The sequence below is a fragment of the Bacillus sp. FSL R9-9497 genome (assembly GCF_038005805.1).
Lineage (GTDB): Bacteria > Bacillota > Bacilli > Bacillales > Bacillaceae_G > Bacillus_A > Bacillus_A cereus.
Genome location: NZ_JBBOTY010000001.1, coordinates 1,380,761 through 1,401,767, shown reverse-complemented (window position 1 = coordinate 1,401,767; position 21,007 = coordinate 1,380,761). Strand labels below are relative to the sequence as shown.

The window sequence follows — 21,007 nt, the reverse complement described above, 5'->3', positions numbered from 1 at the left end:
CAAAAGGGAGTTTTTTTACATTTGATACGCAGCATGATTAAAACTGCTTATTTTATAAGCTTTCGTATAATATTCAATATTCGTATCAACTGTTTCTACCTTGACAACATCATAGTGCTCTTCTTGCTTTACTAAAAATAAATAGTATTCCTCTGTTGCCTCAATAATCGCAATTTTATCTGTTTCAACATTATATTGTTCACAAAGCGCTTGTAATGCGTTCACATAATCCCCTAATTTTTTAGACTTATCCATTCCGAATATAGTTTGAACTAACATATACATTCTCCCCTTTATATGTACTGTTAACACCTCAATGATAACGCTTACATTATTTATCGTCAATAAAAACATTCAATTGTTTTAAAACCAAATCTATATTGTATCGAGCCAATAATCAGCGAGGAATTCCCCGCCAATTAAAGCTTCACTTTATCCCGCATTAACTGCCCGTAAAAGCCCGATTGGTGAGGGCTGATAATCAGTGGGGGAGGAACAACCTCCCCACTGATTAAAGTTTCACTTTATCACTTCGTTAATTGATGCCTAAATGCATAAATAACTGCCTGAGTACGGTCACTTACATTCAATTTATTTAATATATTACTCACATGTGTCTTTACCGTTTTCAGTGCAATAAATAACTCGTCCGCAATCTCTTGATTACTTTTTCCCTCTGCGATTAATAACAAAATCTCAAACTCTCTTTCCGTTAAATCATCATGCAAAGGTTGCTCTTTCTTTTGACGCATACGGGACATCATTTTCCCGGTAACTTTTGGCTCTAATACTGTTTCTCCATCATAAGTAGCTCGTACAGCATCAGCAATATCACTTGCCCTTGATGTTTTTAATAAGTAACTGGTCGCCCCAGCCTCAATAACAGGATACAATTTTTCGTCATCTAAAAAGCTTGTTACAACTACAATTTTTGCTTCTGGCCATTCTTGAATAATAGCACGTGTTGCTTCGACACCATCCATCTCATCCATAACAAGGTCCATTAAAATAATATCCGGTCTTAATTGCAATGCTAATTCTGATCCTTTTCTTCCATTCTCAGCTTCTCCTACTACTTCAATATCTGGCTGTGTAGATAAATATGCTGATACACCCATACGAACCATTTCATGATCATCGACAAGCAATACTTTTATCATACTTCTCCCCCTCTCTCAATCATAATCGGTACTTTTACTTCTATTTGTGTACCTTTTGCTGGGAAACTAAGTACCTTGAGTGTCCCACCAATTTCATGAACACGCTCTTGCATCGATCTTAGGCCATATGAACCAGCCTTATTAACCCCTACTTCAAACCCAACGCCGTCATCAATGATTTTTAAAATCGCATATTGATCAATTTTTCGAAGGCGCACTTCTGTTTTCTTTGCCTTCGCGTGTCGCAACGTGTTTGATAGCGCTTCTTGCACAATACGGAATAAATGATCTTCTACACCTTTTTTTAATTCTATTGGCTCAATAAGCCATTCAATTTTCATATGTTGTTTTCGCGATAATTCCGTTAATAATTCCTCTATACCTTCTGTCAGTTTCTTACCTTCCAATTGTACAGGACGTAAATGAAGGAGCAATGCTCTCATTTCTGATTGAGCATTTACAACCATATTTTCAACAAGTTGCAATTGTTTTTTTGTCACATCTGGAAATTCAGTTATTTGTTCATTAATCGCTGACATCATCATCGACATTGCGAAAAGCTGCTGACTTACTGAATCATGCAGCTCCCTCGCCAATCGATGCCTTTCTTGGGAAATCGCTTCTTGTCTCATCTCTTCATTCCAATGAGCTCGTTCATTCGTTACTTTTTGAAAGAGTCCAGCTTGCTCCTCTAATCGACGAGCCAGAACGATTACTTTTCGTTCCACTTCATGAAATTCATCATCTGCAGTAAACGAAACATCGCTCGGAAAATTCCCTCGCTCTACTTCAAATAGAAACGTATTTAATCCTTGTATACGCTGCTCTATATAGTAACCGATTGCATATCCTACAATTCCCCCGATAAGTAAACTTGTAGTCATAATAAACAAGCCAATTGGAACAGAAGCGATGGATTCCTTCCATAATAAATCATACACTTGTTGCTCGCTTTTCCATACATATACAATTGTACAAATGAGTGCGATACTAACAGAGGACAACATAGAATAACGAATATACATCCACGAAATATTTTTTTGTTTCTTCATTATACTTTCCTCACTTCCGTGTCGCCTACGACAAGCGAAGAAATAATTTTAATACGACGAGGAGCCTCTTTATACTGCTCTGTTCTAAATGTAACATTGCGGTTAAACCCTGTCTCTTCATGACCTGGCAAGAGCACACGTCCGACAATAACAGAATGATTTAAAGAAAGTTCAATATCATATGGCACATATAAACGAATATTGCCAACGACACCCCGAATAACAATTACCGTTTCCCCTTCTGGAATCATAGCAGTCGTTAAATCTATTTCCACATCACAGGCACCATATTGAACATTAATATCCTCAAGTTCATAAATATGATCCATCATTCGTACATTGCCTACAAACATATTTTTTAAATATGGTTCTGTACGATATATTTGCTTCTCTTCATCTATAATCCCTTTTTCTTTAATTTCAATCTTCATTGCTTTTTGCTGATGTCCTTGTTGAATCAATTGATAACCTATTAAAGCTAAACAAGCAAATACGACAAGAACAAATGCTGCTGATGAAAATAAGAAGAATAAAAATACGATACCACCAACAAATAAAAATACATTTCCCCGTACATGACGATTCTTTTTACGATAATGCCTTCCAAACATAAGCATAATAAATGCAAAAATGAGACCACCTGGTTCAAAATGTCCAAGTATCATATCAAGAAAAAGACCGAATCCAAATATGATGAGGAGCATCCCCATTAATTGTGTCTTTGAAAAATGTTTCTTCATTTCAGCTCCCCCCCTTCTTGTCACATATACATAGAAGAAAAGGCATTGCTTTCCAACACCTTTTCTCCTATCACTATATCATAAGCCTGTTTTATAATATACCACTATTATTTTGTTAACTCTTTCGTTAACGATACATCATTCTTTTCTTTCATTTCACGCTCAAGTTTTGCAATTTTCATATCAAACGTGTCACGCTCATGCTCTTCATTCATACGAGTTTCTAAGTCACGAATATGATCTTCAATCTCTTCAAATCGTAAGAACGGATTATTTTCATCCATTTTATACATCGCAGTATTCATACGACGATTTGCATGTGCCATATTTTCACGTGCCATTAGTTCCATGCGCTTTGCGTGCATTTCTTTTAATTTATTTTTCATTTCAGAAAGACGACGCTCTAACTCATCAATTTGCTCTACAACACCTGCATACATTTCTTCTAATCGAGTTACTTGCCCTTCATAATAAGCTACCTCTTCTAACGCACGTTCGTGCAATTGTAATTCGCCTGCTTCTTGAGCAATGATAGCTTGCTTTGATCTTTTATTAACGAAATAACGTGCTTGCTCAAGCTCACGAGCAAAATTAGATTTTAATGTTTTATGACGCCCAATTAACTTCTCAATTTTTGTTATTTCACGCTCACTATCACGTAAATATTGGTTTAACATCGCAATTGGATTTTTTCTTTCCTTCTCATCTAACACGTTATGAAAATCAGCTAAAATCGCATCGCGTACACGTCCGAATAAAGATTGTTTCATTATAAATCTTCCTCTCTTCTACTTTATTTATAATTTGATTTATTGTTTTAGTTTTTCATTAATTTGTTCCACTCATCTTCAAAGTTGCTATATGGTTTAGAACTTTCTGGAGCAGATTCAACAACTACATCTTTTTCTTTTTTCCACTCACGGTATCCGTAGTATAAAACCACTAAAGCAGCGATACCGATTAATGCTGGCGAATGAGAAAGTGCAATGGATAAACCGATTAAACCAACAATACCCCAAGCTAACTTTCCAAAAAATGATTTAGCTCGCACAAATGATTTATAGCTCCAATATACAACTCCTGCTCCGATTGCGAATCCTACAATACCAGCAAGACTACCAAGAGCAATTAAAGCCAAAATACCGGCTGCGATAAACGCTAGAAATTGTTTCATCTTGTGCTTGCCTCCCTTCGATTTGATACTCTTATCTTAACTAATTTTTCATCTTCCCATAACGAGCTTAAGAACCGTTTTTAACTCAGACTTAAGACCGAGTCATATTCAGCCCTTTACGCAAAAAAACGTGCAGAATCTATTCTCTGCACGTTTTTTAATTACTAACATTCATATTAAATTAAGCTGTTTTATGATACTCTTTTTTCTCAGCTACTTTCGAAAACCTTGGAAACCCAATTAAAATAGAAACAATCCCACATACTCCAACTAACATTGGATAAAATGCATATGGCAACAATTCAACCGGAGATAACGCTGCAAATCCTGCTGCCGTTAACATTTGGGCACCGTACGGAATTAATCCTTGCACACAACATGAGAAAAGATCTAATACACTCGCTGATTTACGAGGGTCTATTTCATATTGATCTGCAATATTTTTTGCAAGGGGTCCTGTAAAGATAATTGAAATCGTATTATTCGCTGTACACATATTCGTCATACTCACTAAACCAGCAATACCAAATTCCGCTCCTTTTTTCGAACGAATATTACGTGTTAATACATTCATCAAATATTGAATACCACCATTATATTGGATTAATTCAACCATACCGCCAATTAATATAGCAAGTAATACTAACTCCATCATACCGCCCATTCCAGTCGTTACACTTTTAAAGAAACTTTCTAACGTGTAACTTCCATCTATAAGACCGATAACACCAGATAGTACAGTTCCACCAGTTAATACAATAAGTACATTCCAGCCAAGTAGCGCTGTAATAAGTACTCCTGCGTACGGTAAAATCTTTATCCAATCAAAGTTATGTGCTTTAATGTGCGTGTCACTTCCTGAAGTAACTATTACTAATAGTACAATTGTAATAATAGCCGCTGGTAACACAATTAAAAAGTTCGTTTTAAACTTATCTTTCATTTCTGTTCCTTGTGAACGAACAGCTGCAATTGTTGTATCTGAAATAAATGATAAATTATCACCAAACATAGCTCCGCCAACAACAGTAGCCATTGCAAGCGCAATTGAGATATCAGTTTGACCACTAATACCTACAGCAATCGGCGCTAATGCTGCAATTGTTCCCATTGAAGTTCCCATCGCTAATGAAATAAATGCACCAATAACAAAGATTCCAGCTACGATAAATCCTGGCGGTAAAATAGTTAACGCTAAATTAACAGTTGAGTCTACTCCGCCCATTCCTTTAGCAGTTTCAGAAAATGCACCTGCAAGCACAAAAATTAATACCATAATCATAATATCCGGATTTCCTGCACCTTTAGCGAACCGCTCTACTTTCACATTAAAACTTTCTTTACGATTCATCACTAAAGCGACTCCTACAGCAATTGAAATCGCTACAAGTATCGGCAATTTATAGAAATCACCTGTAATAATTCCAGAACCAATAAATAGCGCCAAAAATATCCCAAGTGGTAATAAAGCTAAACCATTTTCTCTCGTTTCTTTCAAAATACCATCTCTCCCTAGTTTCAACCTTTTTCTAATGAATAACAAAAGACCTCTTCCGATGAGAAGAGGTCTTATACATCTATAAGAAACACTCTTCTCATCTTTCAAGCACACGCTTGCTGGATTTGGCACAGCACTCTGAAATCGAGTCCGCTGCCGAGGCATCGTAGGGCCAGTCCCTCCGCCTCTCTTTATAAGAAGGTTTCATATTTATTTTTTAATAATAATTTCTTCCCTAACTTTACTCGCTTACAAAACAAAAGTCAATTATTTTTTGTATAGATTTTTTTGGTAATTATACAAAAATTTGAATACAACAATCATTTCAACTTTTCTATTTCTTCTTTCAATATTGAAATCCAATAAAATTTACTATTTTTTATTGTTGCTAATATCCATTTCGTAGTATACCAAGCTAACTCATACTCTTCCTTCGTGACATCGCCACTTTTATAAGCATACTCTAGCTCCTCTTCATCTAATACATACACCTTACCGCTAGGTAATAATACTACATCTAAATATAAATCATTAAAATACGGTAAACCACGATCGTCTATTTTATATTCTTTCGCCACATCTATATAATATTGCACTAATTTTTTCTGATCATCTAACATAGCGGTAATCGCAAAGTTTTTCCCGTCTATGAAATATTGAATCCACGTATACTGATCCGCTGCAATACAAAGTTCTTCACCATCATATTCTTTACAACTAGGCTCTCTCACCTTTTTTATATCCAGTATTCCGAGCATTCCCTCTTCCACTTGCTTAACCGTATAACTCTTTTCTATTAGTCTCTTCCACGAAGAACCGTCACCATATTTTCGTTTCATTATGTCTGCTCCTCTTCTATATACAGAAAAGCTCCCACATATTATGTGAGAGCTTGTTCATATTATAATTAAGCCGCTTGACCCTTTTCAGAAATCTCTTTTAAATAAGCTTGTCCTTTTTCAGCGTCATATTGACCTTCCCACTTAGACATAACTACAGCTGCTAAAGAGTTTCCTACAACGTTAACTGCTGTACGAGCCATATCTAAAATACGATCAATACCAGCAATGAACGCTAAGCCTTCAGGTGGAATACCTACTGTACCAAGTGTCGCTAATAATACAACGAATGATACGCCCGGTACACCTGCGATACCTTTTGATGTAACCATTAATACAAGCAATAATGTAATTTGTTGTGTAATAGATAAATCAATACCGTACATTTGCGCTAAGAAAATAGCCGCAATTGCTTGATATAAAGTTGATCCATCTAAGTTAAATGAATAACCTGTCGGAATAACGAAAGATGTAATTGCTTTCGGACAACCGAATTTCTCCATTTTCTCCATGATTTTTGGTAAAACTGTTTCTGAGCTTGCTGTAGAATACGCTAAGATCAGCTCGTCTTTTAAAATCTTAAAGAATTGGAAAATGTTGATTCCAAATATTTTCGCTGTAAGTCCTAAGACAACTACGACGAAGAAGATCATTGCCCCATATACGACAATTAGTAATTTCCCTAATGGAATTAATGAAGCAAGACCAAATGTAGAAACTGTAACACCAATTAGTGCAAACACACCAAATGGTGCAAATTTCATAACTTGGTTTGTTACGTAAAACATTGCGTCAGCTACACCTTGGAAAAATTGAAGAACTGGTCTTCCTCTTTCACCAATTGCTGCTACACCTAAACCAAATAGTACAGAGAAGAAGATAATAGCAAGCATATCTCCGTCAGCCAATGACTTCATAATGTTCGTTGGAACAATATTTACAAACGTATCTGCAAATGAATGACTTTGTACTTGCTCTGTCGTATGTGTATATTTCGAAATATCTGTCTTTGTTAACTGCTCCATATTTACGCCTTTTCCTGGTTGGAAAATATTCGCTATTAATAGACCAACAATAATTGCAATTGTTGTAATAATTTCAAAGTAAAGAATTGTTTTTCCGCCTAGTCGACCTAGTTTTTTAACATCGCCAACACCAGCAACCCCAACAACAATACTTGCTACAACAATCGGTACAACGATCATTTTAATTAATCGGATGAAAATATCACCAATTGGTTGTAAGTACTTCACAACAGCTGGATTATCAAAGAAAATCGCCCCAACCGCAATACCAAGCGCAAGCCCTATTAATATTTGCCATGCAAGTCCTATTCTTTTCATATTTGTTGTAACCCCCTCTTCGATGTGTCACTCTATCTCTCATTCTATCTCTATAAAACTAAGAAATTAAGAGTATTACATATTATTCGACAATTCACTACATTTTGTCCCTGTTAAAAATCATAAATCAAAAATTTAAATCTGACAACAAAATAACTTTGCCCGAACACAAATAATTTTCTTGACAAAAAGCAGACCCATGTCAGAAAACCTAACATGAGAACGATTCCTCACTAGTGTTTTATTAGCTTTCCAAGTAATATTTTACCTCATAAAAACGATTACTTTCCTTCTTCACTTTACAGATTAATTCCAAAATATACCTTTGTTACACATATGAATAAAATGTATGTACTATGACAATTACAGTTGAAAAATGATAAATTCCGACAAAACTTAGCAATTTTATAAAGTTTTCTTTACATTATGATTACAACGATAGACACTCTTCTTCTTATGATATATAACATTCATAGAGAAAGGAGTCAGACAACTATGAAAAAGAAATTTGCAGCGTTTAGTGTTTTAGCAGCAGGAACGATTTTTGCTTCCCCGTTACTTTCACCCGTATACGCTGAAACAAATCAAGATAAATTATCTAACATTCAATCTGAATTAGAAGGCAAACAAAGTGACTTACAAAATAAATCAGTCGAGAAAGAACAAATAGAAAAAGAAATTCAAGAATTACAGAAGAAAATTGATGAATTAACTACTTCTATTAATAAAAACGAAGCTGAATTAAACGATACAAAAAAAGAAATTAGCAAAACTCAACAAGTAATTGCTGACAAAAAGAAACATATAGAACAATTACAAACAAACATAGATACACGTCAGGAAGTTATTAAACAACGATTACAATCTATGCAAGAAAAACCTCGTACAAATATCATTACAGAGGTACTAACAAATTCTTCAAATATTGCCGATCTTGTTGATAATATGTACTCCGTAAGTTTAATATTAAACAACGATACAGATATTGTAAAAAAACAAACATCTGATCAAAATGCTGTAACTACAGAAAAAGAGGCTGTTGAGAAAAAAGAACAACAACTGAAAGAATCTGAGCAAAAACTAGAACAAAAACAGCAAGAATTACAAAATAACCAACAACAGCAACAAACTCTTATTAACGATCTACATACGAAAGTAGCAAAAGTAGATTCAGAGATTGAAGGATTAGAAGAATCCAAAGGCATTTTAGAAAATCAACGTCAAGCTGTGCAAAAAGCAATTGAAGAAGAAAAACGGGCCGAAGAAGCTCGTAAAGCGGAAGAAGCCCGCCAGGCAGAAGAGGCCCGCAAACAACAAGCTACTAAATCTGCTCAAGCAACTCAAGCCGCTCCAACACCACATGATACAAACATCGGTGGCTTTATCAAACCAGCAGCTGGATCAAAAACTTCCGGATTTGGTGTACGTTCTTTAGATAACCATAAAGGAATTGACATCGCTGCTTCGGGAACGGTTCCAATTATCGCCGCTGCAGATGGCGTTGTTATTCGTTCAGAATTATCATCTAGTTACGGAAACGTAGTGTATTTATCTCACCGTATAAACGGAAAAACATATACGACAGTATATGCTCATATGAATAGCCGTTCTGTATCGAATGGACAAACTGTAAAACAAGGCGCTCAGCTTGGATTTATGGGGAACACGGGCCAATCATACGGACAACATTTACACTTCGAACTTCATCTTGGAGAATGGAATGTCGGCAAGACAAACGCAGTTGACCCATCTCCTTATATCGGATTATAAAAAACCTCGGTGCCTACCGAGGTTTTTTATTTACACTTCACACAATATAGGCATTCTACATAGACTATAACTAAATGCCTATAGTTTACGGGGTGATCAATATGAATACGCAATTACAACAAAAAATAGAAGAAGCTAGAGAGACGTATATTGGCCGGATATTTACATTTGGCGGCTCAGTATTATTTTTAATCGGTTCATTCCTTGCAGTCACTACAGCCTATAAAGCATATAATCGTTTATTACACTCATCAACATCCACATAAAAAAAGACGGGAGATCCCCGCCTTTTTTTATGCAAACATTTTAAATACACCTATCGCATTTAAAAATACAATTATTACAGTTACCGGAATAACATAACGAAGTAAGAAGAACCAAATGTTAAATAACGTTTTCCCCTTCGTTTCCGTCACTTCTAATTCTTTCATCAATAACTCTTTACTCATTTTATTTGGTACAAATAATGAAATAGCTAGTACTCCTAACGGCAGCAATACGTTACTTACCGAAAAGTCAACTAAATCAAAGAATGTTTTCCCGAATATTTTCACGTCACTCATAATCCCAAATGATAAAGCTGATGGAATACCGACTGCAAAAATAAGAATACCGATTAATAATGATGCTGATGGACGCTTCTTCTCATTACCTTTCGCAACAGATGCTACTACAATTTCAAGCATTGAAATTGCTGATGTTAAAGTCGCAAAGAAGAATAAAATTAAAAACATAATAAAGAAAAATTGACCAAATGGTATTTTTGCAAATACTGCCGGAAGGACGATAAACAGTAATCCTGGTCCTTCAGTCGGTTTAACTCCTAATGCGAAAATCGCTGGGAAAATTGCTAATCCTGCAAGTACTGTAACAAAAACAGTTAAACTTACAATAGATGTTGCTGATTTCGCTAAATGTTCCTCTTTCTTTAAATACGAACTATACGTGACCATTACTGAGGCACCTACTGTTAGTGAGAAGAAAGATTGTCCCATCGCGTATAAAATCGTATCTGCTGTAAGCTTTGAAAAATCTGGCTTTAAGAAGAACTCTACTCCAGCAAAAGCACCATCGAGTGTTAACGCACGAACAATAATCGCAATAAATAAAATAAATAATAGCGGCATCATGTACTTACTTGCCTTTTCTATACCTTTCTCTACACCTTTACTTACGACAAAAATTGTACAAAGCATAAAGATAAATTGTGCTCCAATCGCACTTAACGGATTTGAAATCGTTTCACCGAACAATTGTCCATAATCAGCTGCTCTATTCCAGAAACTTCCTGTCACACTATAATATAAATAAAGTAAAATCCATCCACCTACAACACTATAAAAAGATAGTACACTAAAACAAGTAACAACTCCCATACGACCAATCCAAGGATATACTTTGCTATTTGGCACTAGTACTTTATAAGCTGTAACGGCCTCTTTTTGCGTGCTACGTCCAATAACAAACTCCGCTATTAAAAGAGGCATACCTATAAATAAAGTTAATAGTAAAAATACAAGGAAGAATGCGCCTCCCCCGCCATTACCTGCAACATATGGAAATTTCCATATCGCACCAAGACCTACTGCGGCTCCGGCTGCTGCGAGTACAAAGCCTATTTTCGACGTCCATTGCTGTGTTTCTTTCATCATAAATTCTCCTTTTCTGAATATTTAAACTTTTGTTAATTATACACTTTCATTTCATACTCGCACACCTCCTTTAGAAAATAAAAAAGTCCCCTACACGCAAATATGCATGTAGAGGACGATATATGTAATATAAATACCGTGGTACCACCTCAATTGGATTGATAAATCCCACTTGTTCAAGTACAGGAATAATTCCGATACTCTATCCTTTTAACGGCGGAACCCGGGTTGCCTACTACAATGTTCAACATACCTCTCGCAAGCCCATTCTGTATATTTTATCGTACCGGGCTCCCACCTAACCCCAGCTCTCTGAACGCATCAAATATACGTACTCTTCTTGCTCATCGATTTCATCTATTGAAGTTACTTGTGATTATAAATTATATTTTTATATTTGTAAAGCGCACTTTATCTTTTATTATTTTAAAATCTTTTCCTCTAATTCTCGTAAAAAACTTTCTCTTTTCCCCTCGTTTTGCACATATACTGATTTCAACACTTCTTGGAGCAATATATTTCGTTCCCTCTTTTCTAACTGTAAATCTTTTAACTTCAACCTTACTTCATATAAAAAATCTAAATACGATTCATATGTCTCATCATATTTATTTGCAATATCATCTCGAATTTTTTTTGCGAGCTTCGGGCTCGCTCCCCCAGTAGAAACTGCTATATTAAGTAAACCACGATGAATCGCTGCCGGAAAATGAACATTACCACTTTCCGGATTTGTAATAACATTTACTAATTGATTCTCAGCGGCATCTTCAGCAACTTGTTCATTTAATATTGAATCACTACTCGCTGCAACAACTAAAAAAGCACTTTTAATATCACTTTTTTCATATTCTCTTTGATACCAACGAATTTTCTTTTCTTCCACAAGTTTTACTAAATTCGCATCTAATTCTGGACTTATCACAACTATATCCGCACCCTGTTTGAGTAAAGGAATAATTTTAAATCCTGCAACTTTTCCCCCGCCAATAACAACAACGCGTTTCTCATTAACTCGCACTGTAAGTGGATACATACTGATCTCCTTTCAATAACTCCGTCGTTTTCTGAATTAACATATCTTGAAACGCTTCATTCTTCCCTAAATATGGACTGATTTTTATCTCTTCCAATTCATATTGGCGCACTTCTTTCTCAATATGTTTCATAAGTAAACCTGTAAATAACAAGTAAGGCAGTACAACGATGTTCTTTTCTTTTCGTTCTACAACTTCCTTTAACTTCTCCTCAAATTTTGGCTCTGCAGCCGCTAAATAACAAACTTCTACTTTTTTAACCTTCTCTTTTGTTTGAAATAAAGAAGCAATCCAGTTTATATCTCTTAATACTTCAGGATCACTACTCCCTCTTGCAACGAGAAGTAACGTCACTTCATTTTTATCTTCCTGTTCGATGCCACTTCCGCTATACACCGATTTAACAAGTGTTTCTGATACACCAAACGGATTACCATAAGTCACTTTAACATTTGGATATTGATTCTTGAGCTTTACCAATTCAAACGGAATATCTTTCTTCACATGACCTGCCGCTAATAAAAAAACAGGGATAGCAATAATCTCTGTGGCCCCACGCTTCACACATGTACGAAAACCATCTTCAATAGAAGGATTCGCTAACTCTAAAAAACAAACTTCTTGAATAGTCGCTTCTATACGGCTCATACACGATGTAATAAATTGAATCGCCTCTTCTTTCGCTGTCTTCAAACGACTTCCATGACATATATATAAAACGGCTTTCATTTTACAACACTCCACTTACTTGATAAGCATTTTCTGTCTGCTTCTCAAACCAATGAATTTTTTCTCTAAAACGGACAACTTCTCCAATTACAATCATGCTCGGATTTTGAATTTGCTCTTTTTTCGCAACATCTACAATTGTCCCTAACGTTCCAACAACTGTGCGTTGCATAGACGTCGTCCCCTGCTCAATAATAGCAGCTGGCGTACTTTTATCTTTTCCATGCTTCATAAGTTGCTCACATATGTAGGGCAAATTACTAACCCCCATATATACCGCTAAAGTCTCTACACCTTTCGCTAAACTTTCCCATTTCACTTCTTCTTCAGCACCTTCTTTCCTATGCCCAGTCACAATAGCAAAACTTGCACTTGCATCACGGTGCGTCACTGGAATGCCCGCATAAGCAGGAGCAGCTATTCCAGCTGAAATACCAGGAATGATTTCAAATGGTACACCTTGCTTTGCTAATGCTTCAGCTTCTTCTCCCCCTCTACCAAACACAAATGGATCGCCGCCCTTAAGCCTCGTTACAACTTTTCCTTTTTTCGCATACTTAATAAGAAACGTGTTAATTGTCTCTTGCTTCATCGTGTGATAATTCGGGAGTTTTCCGCAATAAATTAAATCCGCGTCAGGCTTTGCGTGTGAAAGCAGCTCTTTATTCACAAGTCGGTCGTATAAAATAACATCTGCCTTCTCAATACATTTCAACCCTTTAACAGTAATTAAATCTGGATCGCCAGGACCCGCTCCAACAATATAAACCTTTCCCATCATCTCTCCTCATTTCTTCTATTAAAATGAAACTTCCATTCGTATATAAGAATGGAAGTTTTTATTTTTTCGTATTACTGATCTCTACTCATGGATAACAAATGCCGCACCTTTTCGAATCTTCTTTTTTTCAAACAAAGAAATCTCTTTTACCTCTGGCAACGGTAAAAAATGCTTTTCAAGCTCAATCTCCGCAAGCTTAAATGCCTGTTCTTCACTTTGAGCAACAACAACTATCGGAACAATATCACTCACTAATACAGCTTCAAATCGATATAAATCCATATCGTCCCTCCTAAGACGCTATTACTTCTTCTAGCACGTTATTTAACGCTATTTGTAATGTATCTACACCAACACGACCTACAAAATCATAAAATGTTTCGGCTGGTAATTTATTCTCTTTGAAATAACTTATAAATGATGCGAGTACATCAGGTAGATCCTCGCCATCTATTTTTCCTTTTAACTTTTGATTGTAGGCACCGCCATCTAATAATGTTCCACCTACGTATATTTCAAACGCTTCAACAATGCCTTTTTCCTTCGTTTTCATTTTCACACCTTGTAACCCAATGTCAGCAATTTGACGTTGACCACATGAATTCGGGCAGCCTACCATATGAATTCGAACTGGAACATCGAGTGCAATTTGTGTATCTAAGTATTCTGCAATTTTTCGTAATCTTTCTTTCGTTTCTACTAGTGCAAGATTACAATATTCAATACCGGTACATGAAACCGCATGACCAATAAATGATTTCGGGCTAGCAGATATCGCTTCAAACAGCGGTTCACTAAGTAATCCTTTTACATTTTCCGGAGGAACGTTCGGAATAATGAAGTTTTGCGAGTTACATGTACGAATTTGTCCATTTCCATATTGCTTTGCGATTCTTGCAATCTCAAACATTTCTTCTGCATGTAAACGACCTACCGGTACATTAAAACCTACATATTTTAATCCCTCTTGTTTTTGGTCTTGAACACCATAAAAATAGCCTGCATTCCATCCTTTGAGTGCACTTTCCCCTTTACTTTGTAAAGGCCCTGTATACTCTATTAGTTTCTCTTTAAATTTCTCTGCTCCCCAGTCCGCAACAAGAAATTTCAACCGAGCTAAATGACGTTTCTCACGATATCCAAAATCACGGAATATAGTAGCAATCGCAATCGCCACCGCCTTCACTTCTTCTGGTAAAACGAATACATCTAATTCCTCAGCTAAATACGGACGGGCTGATAATCCTCCACCTACTTTTATATGAAAACCAACTTTTTTCTCACCATCTATTTCTTTCGTAGCAGGTGTAAATGCAACACAGTTAATCTCTGCGTTTGCTGAGTTATAAATATTAGAGCTAATAGACATTTTAAATTTACGTGGTAAATTAGAAAACTCTTCATTATGCTGGAAGTAATCGTATACTTCTTTTACAATATGCGTTGTATCAAATAATTCATTTGCATCAATGCCAGCAAGCGGATTACCTGTAATATTACGCGTTATATCACCACACGCTCCAGCTGAAGACAATCCAACTCTCGCTAATCTATTAAAAATATCTGGAATTTGATGAATTTCTAACCAATGAAACTGAATCGCTTGTCTCGTCGTAATATCTATTACATCACGTCCATAATCTTCAGCGATAGAAGCAAGTACTTCTGCCTGTGCATTTGTAATAATCCCTGACGGAATATTTACCCGCATCATAAAATAACCAGCTTCTTTCGGTCTTTGTAAATACAAGCCTGCCCATTTAAAGGCATCCCACTCTTCTTTCGGAATAGATTCGAAACCATTTTCCGCATAGTAAGGAATATCATTAAAAATTTCTAAGCCATCTTTTTCTAATTTATTTTTCTCGGTCTGATTTAATTTTTCATTGTTAGCCCATACTTTTTCATAACTCATTGTTTATCCCCCTATATAAAACTACGCTCTTGTAAGTACTTCACGATTTGTTCTGCACATTCTTCAATAGAATATTTGTGCGTTTCTACAATTAATTCCGCTTGCTCTGGCTCTTCATAAGGCGAATCAATACCTGTGAAATCCTTAATGTCACCTTTTCTTGCCTTTTTATAAAGCCCTTTCGGATCACGTTTCTCACACTCTTCAATCGGACACTTCACAAAAATTTCAATAAATTCATCTGCCGCTAATAAATCTCTTACTTGTTTACGGTCTACTCGAAATGGTGAAATAAATGCTGTAAGGACAACTGTTCCTTGATCTACAAATAACTTTGCCACTTCGCCAATACGTCTTATATTTTCCATGCGATCACTTTCAGAAAATCCTAAGTCTTTATTTAAACCGTGACGAATGTTATCCCCATCCAGCACATAATTTCCAATATTCTTTTCAAACAGTTTACGAGCGACCGCATTCGCTACTGTAGATTTACCCGAAGCTGATAAACCAGTAAACCAAATTACAAAACTGTGATGTCCATTCTTCGCTCTTCTCTCATCTTTTGAAACCGACGCTGTATGCCAAGTAATATTCGTATCCATCTCGTTCTCTCCCTATTCTGTTACTACTGCTTTTTTCAATCCTTTAATTAGTACTTCCACTACTTCTTTACGACTAAATGTACTCGGCGGAATCTCACCGTTTCTTAATAATTCTCTTACTTTTGTACCCGATAAAATAACATGATCTTCTTTTCCGTGCGGACATGTTTTCGTTGAAGCCATCGCTTCACATTTCGTGCAGTAAAAACTATGTTCAAAGAATAGTGGTGTAATTCCTAACTCTTCTATCGTAAAATTCGTGAAAATTTCTTGCGCTTCATACGTTCCGTAATAATCTCCTACCCCTGCATGATCGCGCCCTACTATAAAGTGGGTACATCCAAAATTCTTTCTTACTAACGCATGAAATATCGCTTCCCTTGGTCCTGCGTAACGCATGGCAGCAGGAAATACACTTAAAAAGACACGCTTTTTCGGATAATAGTTTTGAAGGAGTACTTCATAGCTTTCCATTCTTACATCAGCAGGAATATCATCCGATTTCGTTTCTCCAACGAGCGGATTTAAAAAGAGACCATCTACAATTTCAAGAGCAGACTTTTGGATATACTCATGGGCACGATGTACCGGGTTTCTCGTTTGAAACCCGACCACTGTTTTCCACCCACGTTTTTTAAATTCTTCCCTCGTTTCAATTGGGTCTAAATGATAAGAAGGAAATTGATTATTTTCAAAGCGTTTTGTTAGAATAATAGTTCCTCCAACGTAAACGTTTGGTCGTTCATATAATTTTTCCACTCCTGGATGAGCCCCATCCGTTGTTTTATATACAAGTAACGCTTCTTTTTCTTTATCTGGTACAAAAATATCTTCTATTTGAATGACACCATATATATTTCCATTGTTGACAAGCTTTACTTCCTCTCCAACTTTCAGGCTTTCTGCGACTTTTTCTGTTACAGGTAATGTAATTGGTATACTCCACACACTACCATTTGCTAAACGAAGCGTTTCTACGACTGAATCATAATCTTCCTTCCCTAAAAAACCAGTAAGGGGGCTATATCCACCTGTCGCCAATAGTTCTAAATCACTTAACGCAATATTGTCTAACTTAATTTCTTTTTCAATTTGTGATACGTCATATGCCTCATCTATACGGTTTACTAATTCGTTTACTATGCTCATTTTTCTATATCCTCTCTTAGCTTTATTTCAAGATTCATCTTATTGATAATGAAGACCACATTCAGTTTTCACTTTTCCAGCCCATCTACCATCTCTTGAATCGCCACCATCCCCAACAGGTAACGTACATTTCTCACACCCAATACTTGGATAACCAATATCATGCAACGGGTTATACGGCAAGCTATGTTTGTATACATATCGCCAAACTTCTTTCCACGTCCAATGAATGAGTGGACAAACTTTAATAGATTGAAAACGATGATCTTGATTTATAAACTTTGTATGCTTACGTGTTTCTGATTGTTCCCTTCTTAAGCCTGATATCCATGCTTTTTCCACTACTAATGATTTTTCTAAAGGTAAAATTTTTCTAATCTTACAACAAAGATTCGGATTGCTCTCCCACAGTTTTTCACCATGCAACTTCGCCTGTTCATCAAGTGTAAGTTCTGGCTGTTTTTCTATAATATTCAATGAAGGAAATCTTTCCCGCACTTTCCGAATTAATTCATACGTTTCTTGAAAATGAACATTTGTATCCAAAAATACGACTTTAGCATATGGATTTACTTGGTTTATAAGGTGCAGCAATACCATACCTTCCACCCCAAAGCTACATGCGTAGACAATTTCATCTTTATACTCTCCATAAGCCCACTTTAATACTGATAGCGCGCCTTTTGTTTCGTCTTCTTCCGAAAATGAAACAACATTTTCTTCCCACGTTTCATACGTCAACATGTTTTTTCCCCCTGTAAAAGCAAAAAGACGGTTTTAACCTAATGAAAATAGGTTAAAACCGCCTCTAGTTTTTCTAGTCAGCGCTTTTCACTTTAAACGTACTTTTTCACTTTTCTCTAACTGAATTACTTTTCCATCTTGCACAACAATTGTAATTGAACCATATTTCATATCAGCAAGCATCGCTTCAATCTTCTCGGATACTTCATCAAAATGTTCCCGTACACTCACGCAAACAGCCCCCCTTTTTATTCATAAAAAAAATCTTTCCCATTTCGAAAAGACTGTTCGGTAATATATTTTACCTTATCTTTCAAAATGGATCCCATTTTGCTGGATTTAGCACCTTGCTTTCTATAAGCAGGTTGCCGAGCTTCTTCGGGCCAGTTCCCTCCGCTTCTCTTGATAAGCTTTGTATTTGTATTTTATCACAATTCTGATTTTTTTCAATCCTAGTTTTCCGATATATTTTAATTATTTTATTTTATAAAAAAGGAATTGCCCATACGAACAACTCCTTTTCCTATTTAGACAAGCTCTTTAATACGTATGCGATCGTTCCCAATAATATTTTCATATGTTTCACGTTCCACAACTACTTGCGATGTTCCGCCTTTTGCAAAGACAACGGCTGGTCTTCGAATCCGATTGTAATTATTCGCCATCGAGTACCCGTATGCTCCTGTACAGGAAACTGCTAGTAAATCAGAAGCAGCGACTTTCGGTAAATGAATATCCCAAATCAACATGTCTCCACTCTCACAGCATTTCCCGGCAATCGAAACGAGTTCCTCATTCTCATCATTCCCTCGATTCGCTAACATCGCTTCATAACGCGCGCTATATAAAGCTGGTCTTAAATTATCTGTCATTCCACCATCGACTGATACATATTTCCGAATACCAGGAATATCTTTCACAGATCCAACTGTATAAAGTGTTGTCCCAGCATCACCTACAATGCTACGGCCTGGTTCAACCCATATTTCTGGCAATGGATATTCACATACAGTAAATTGTTCTCTCACTGCACTTGTTACAGCTCGCACATATGTCTCAAGAGTTAATGGTGTATCTGACTCTGTGTAACGTATTCCAAATCCTCCGCCTACATTTAACACTTTTACTACATAGTTTGTTTGCTCTCTCACTTCTTCTAAAAATTGGCGAAGAACTTCAATCGCTCGAACAAAACCAGCTGTTTCAAATATTTGTGATCCAATATGTGAATGGATCCCTAGCACATTATAATTGGATTTTTGTACAGCAAATCTAATTGCCTGCATCGCTTGACCGTTTGAAACGCCAAATCCAAATTTCGAATCATCTTGACCTGTTGTAATATATTCATGTGTGTGCGCCTCTACTCCAGGCGTTACACGAATTAATATGTTCACAAATTTCCCATGTTGCATCGCTAAATCGTGTAAAACTTCTAATTCAAAGAAGTTATCTACGACAAAACAACCGATATTCGCCTGAAGAGCCATCACTATTTCTTCTTCTGTTTTATTATTTCCATGAAAATGAATACGTGATGCCGGAAATCCTGCTTGGAGCGCAGTATATAATTCTCCCCCAGAAACAACGTCTAATGACATACTCTCTTCACGAGCTACTCGGCACATCTCCATGCACAAGAACGCCTTGCTTGCATATGCTACTTGATAAGAGAAACCACTTTCTTTAAAAGCACGATGAAATGCTCGGCATTTTCCTCGGATAGACTCTTCATCGTATACATAAAGTGGTGTTCCGTATTGCTTTGCTAGCTGCGTCGTATCGCACCCTCCAATTTCTAAGTGTCCTTGCCCATTAATTCGGCTTGTGCCGTGTAAATACATTTAAATTCCTCCCTTATTTCCTCTAAAACTCATAACCCCAATCTTCTATTCATTGCAGCACGCTTTTAGATAGACAAAAAACGCGCGGAACAATGTTCACACGCGTTTCTTATTAGGAAAAATATATATTGAAAAAATAAACGAGTTGTTATCTCCTCAAAATAAGAAACCGCATCAACATCTCCAAATAGCTCTCCATAAAATAAATATTATGACAGTACTACATTTATTCAATGCAGTCCCAATATATGAATAAGATGGTTATTCTTATATTTCGGCAATAGTCCCTTTCAACCTATGATCACAGATTCCATTAAATCTCCCATAGCTTACTCTTTCCTATCGCGGCCTCTACCTTTGAGAGTAGATGAGGTAAGTCTATTTAATTTTCAAACATCTAATTGTTGCTATTAACAATACCAAAGGACCATTTTATTTGTCAAACAATTTTTTATATTGTTTTTTTGCAGTTTAATTTCGTATCGTCTGGTAAGCGCTTTACTAATACCTTTGTTACTTCCCATTCGCCTTCTTCGTTATTAAATGTAATCGTTACCTTCTCAAATGGTGGAGCAATTTTCCCAGCAACACGTTCATACTTTGTCACTTCAATACTTGCTTGAAATAAATATGTACCGCTATACACTTTTTTTAAACTAATAATTTTAGGACATTGATAAGGTTTCAAACTTCCATATTGTTTTTCAATTGCTTTATTTATTTTTGGAAATAAAACAGAATAAAGTGCATCTTCCATAAGAGGTGCATCATATTGGGCTACCGACACACTCGGTGAAGTAAAAAATATAACACTACTGCATGCTATAAAACATAATAATTTTCGCATTATAACCTCCGTATTATCACGCGATTCTTTCTGCGTACGATAATTATCATACATAGAAATTCTGTTTTATTGTCTCCCACCACTCTTTTTCTACTCGATTATTATAAAAAAGCCCACAACCTTCTTTT

At 36.1% G+C, this 21,007-nt stretch carries 23 protein-coding genes, 3 riboswitches and 1 other annotated feature; of the genes, 2 read left to right on the top strand and 21 right to left on the bottom strand.

The features are described from left to right. Positions 1 to 15 precede the first annotated feature (15 nt). The 9 genes from MKY21_RS07310 to gltP form a co-directional block, all read right to left on the bottom strand. Entirely contained in the window at positions 16 to 354 is a 339-nt protein-coding gene (locus MKY21_RS07310; protein ID WP_115735452.1) for a DUF3922 domain-containing protein, read from the bottom strand. A 173-nt stretch (positions 355 to 527) separates the two neighbouring features. Next, a complete protein-coding gene (locus MKY21_RS07305) occupies positions 528 to 1,160 on the bottom strand; it encodes a response regulator (RefSeq protein WP_000598707.1) in 633 nt (210 codons plus the stop codon). Next, entirely contained in the window at positions 1,157 to 2,212 is a 1,056-nt protein-coding gene (locus MKY21_RS07300) for a sensor histidine kinase (protein WP_000744326.1), read from the bottom strand. Before MKY21_RS07300 ends, MKY21_RS07305 begins: the two co-directional genes overlap by 4 nt. Continuing rightward, positions 2,212 to 2,952 (bottom strand): cell wall-active antibiotics response protein LiaF, encoded by a 741-nt coding sequence (gene liaF, locus MKY21_RS07295; protein WP_341075820.1) that lies wholly within the window; start codon positions 2,950 to 2,952, stop codon positions 2,212 to 2,214. Before liaF ends, MKY21_RS07300 begins: the two co-directional genes overlap by 1 nt. A gap of 107 nt (positions 2,953 to 3,059) precedes the next feature. Further along, positions 3,060 to 3,722: a PspA/IM30 family protein gene (locus MKY21_RS07290; protein ID WP_341075818.1), complete on the bottom strand. Its 663-nt coding sequence runs from the start codon at positions 3,720 to 3,722 to the stop codon at positions 3,060 to 3,062. 47 nt (positions 3,723 to 3,769) lie between these two features. Beyond that, positions 3,770 to 4,126 (bottom strand): lmo0954 family membrane protein, encoded by a 357-nt coding sequence (locus MKY21_RS07285; protein WP_000808640.1) that lies wholly within the window; start codon positions 4,124 to 4,126, stop codon positions 3,770 to 3,772. Positions 4,127 to 4,307: 181 nt separating this feature from the next. Continuing rightward, positions 4,308 to 5,624 (bottom strand): Na+/H+ antiporter NhaC family protein, encoded by a 1,317-nt coding sequence (locus tag MKY21_RS07280; RefSeq protein WP_000665465.1) that lies wholly within the window; start codon positions 5,622 to 5,624, stop codon positions 4,308 to 4,310. A 94-nt stretch (positions 5,625 to 5,718) separates the two neighbouring features. Further along, positions 5,719 to 5,824: riboswitch (SAM riboswitch) on the bottom strand. Positions 5,825 to 5,944: 120 nt separating this feature from the next. Continuing rightward, positions 5,945 to 6,463, bottom strand: a complete 519-nt coding sequence (locus MKY21_RS07275; RefSeq protein WP_341075814.1) for a DUF402 domain-containing protein — start codon at positions 6,461 to 6,463, stop codon at positions 5,945 to 5,947. Positions 6,464 to 6,531: 68 nt separating this feature from the next. Next, complete coding sequence (gene gltP, locus MKY21_RS07270; protein ID WP_000821130.1) at positions 6,532 to 7,806, bottom strand: glutamate/aspartate:proton symporter GltP; 1,275 nt, start codon at positions 7,804 to 7,806, stop codon at positions 6,532 to 6,534. A gap of 495 nt (positions 7,807 to 8,301) precedes the next feature. Between gltP and MKY21_RS07265 the strand changes: the two genes are divergently transcribed. Together MKY21_RS07265 and MKY21_RS07260 are read left to right on the top strand one after the other, a co-directional pair. Next, positions 8,302 to 9,576 (top strand): murein hydrolase activator EnvC family protein, encoded by a 1,275-nt coding sequence (locus tag MKY21_RS07265; protein WP_341075812.1) that lies wholly within the window; start codon positions 8,302 to 8,304, stop codon positions 9,574 to 9,576. A gap of 101 nt (positions 9,577 to 9,677) precedes the next feature. Further along, complete coding sequence (locus MKY21_RS07260) at positions 9,678 to 9,842, top strand: hypothetical protein (RefSeq protein ID WP_001096002.1); 165 nt, start codon at positions 9,678 to 9,680, stop codon at positions 9,840 to 9,842. A 27-nt stretch (positions 9,843 to 9,869) separates the two neighbouring features. Here the strand turns inward: MKY21_RS07260 and MKY21_RS07255 are convergent, their stop codons facing one another. The 12 genes from MKY21_RS07255 to MKY21_RS07200 form a co-directional block, all read right to left on the bottom strand. After that, the gene (locus MKY21_RS07255) at positions 9,870 to 11,225 is read right to left on the bottom strand and encodes a sodium-dependent transporter (protein WP_000665441.1); all 1,356 of its coding nucleotides are present in this window, start codon (positions 11,223 to 11,225) and stop codon (positions 9,870 to 9,872) included. Positions 11,226 to 11,336: 111 nt separating this feature from the next. Next, positions 11,337 to 11,585, bottom strand: a binding site (T-box leader). Positions 11,586 to 11,649: 64 nt separating this feature from the next. Beyond that, the gene (locus tag MKY21_RS07250) at positions 11,650 to 12,264 is read right to left on the bottom strand and encodes an NAD(P)-binding protein (protein ID WP_000283355.1); all 615 of its coding nucleotides are present in this window, start codon (positions 12,262 to 12,264) and stop codon (positions 11,650 to 11,652) included. After that, the gene (locus MKY21_RS07245; protein ID WP_000648889.1) at positions 12,239 to 12,994 is read right to left on the bottom strand and encodes a sirohydrochlorin chelatase; all 756 of its coding nucleotides are present in this window, start codon (positions 12,992 to 12,994) and stop codon (positions 12,239 to 12,241) included. The genes MKY21_RS07250 and MKY21_RS07245 overlap by 26 nt, the downstream gene beginning before the upstream one ends. A 1-nt stretch (position 12,995) precedes the next feature. Then, positions 12,996 to 13,772 (bottom strand): uroporphyrinogen-III C-methyltransferase, encoded by a 777-nt coding sequence (gene cobA / locus MKY21_RS07240; RefSeq protein ID WP_000521255.1) that lies wholly within the window; start codon positions 13,770 to 13,772, stop codon positions 12,996 to 12,998. An 84-nt stretch (positions 13,773 to 13,856) separates the two neighbouring features. Next, a complete protein-coding gene (locus MKY21_RS07235) occupies positions 13,857 to 14,057 on the bottom strand; it encodes a DUF3906 family protein (protein ID WP_000366918.1) in 201 nt (66 codons plus the stop codon). Between the two features lie 10 nt (positions 14,058 to 14,067). Continuing rightward, positions 14,068 to 15,690: a nitrite/sulfite reductase gene (locus tag MKY21_RS07230; protein ID WP_000119607.1), complete on the bottom strand. Its 1,623-nt coding sequence runs from the start codon at positions 15,688 to 15,690 to the stop codon at positions 14,068 to 14,070. A gap of 11 nt (positions 15,691 to 15,701) precedes the next feature. Continuing rightward, the gene (gene cysC / locus MKY21_RS07225) at positions 15,702 to 16,295 is read right to left on the bottom strand and encodes an adenylyl-sulfate kinase (protein ID WP_000380494.1); all 594 of its coding nucleotides are present in this window, start codon (positions 16,293 to 16,295) and stop codon (positions 15,702 to 15,704) included. A gap of 12 nt (positions 16,296 to 16,307) precedes the next feature. Then, positions 16,308 to 17,444, bottom strand: a complete 1,137-nt coding sequence (gene sat / locus MKY21_RS07220; protein ID WP_000029483.1) for a sulfate adenylyltransferase — start codon at positions 17,442 to 17,444, stop codon at positions 16,308 to 16,310. A 39-nt stretch (positions 17,445 to 17,483) separates the two neighbouring features. Beyond that, positions 17,484 to 18,188 (bottom strand): phosphoadenylyl-sulfate reductase, encoded by a 705-nt coding sequence (locus MKY21_RS07215; RefSeq protein ID WP_000959010.1) that lies wholly within the window; start codon positions 18,186 to 18,188, stop codon positions 17,484 to 17,486. Between the two features lie 87 nt (positions 18,189 to 18,275). Further along, positions 18,276 to 18,419 (bottom strand): YezD family protein, encoded by a 144-nt coding sequence (locus tag MKY21_RS07210; RefSeq protein ID WP_000116158.1) that lies wholly within the window; start codon positions 18,417 to 18,419, stop codon positions 18,276 to 18,278. 72 nt (positions 18,420 to 18,491) lie between these two features. After that, a riboswitch (SAM riboswitch) is annotated at positions 18,492 to 18,600 on the bottom strand. 115 nt (positions 18,601 to 18,715) lie between these two features. Continuing rightward, positions 18,716 to 20,032: a diaminopimelate decarboxylase gene (gene lysA / locus MKY21_RS07205; RefSeq protein WP_000280678.1), complete on the bottom strand. Its 1,317-nt coding sequence runs from the start codon at positions 20,030 to 20,032 to the stop codon at positions 18,716 to 18,718. Positions 20,033 to 20,212: 180 nt separating this feature from the next. Beyond that, positions 20,213 to 20,394, bottom strand: a riboswitch (Lysine riboswitch). Between the two features lie 89 nt (positions 20,395 to 20,483). After that, a complete protein-coding gene (locus MKY21_RS07200; protein WP_001228751.1) occupies positions 20,484 to 20,879 on the bottom strand; it encodes a DUF3888 domain-containing protein in 396 nt (131 codons plus the stop codon). Positions 20,880 to 21,007 lie beyond the last annotated feature (128 nt).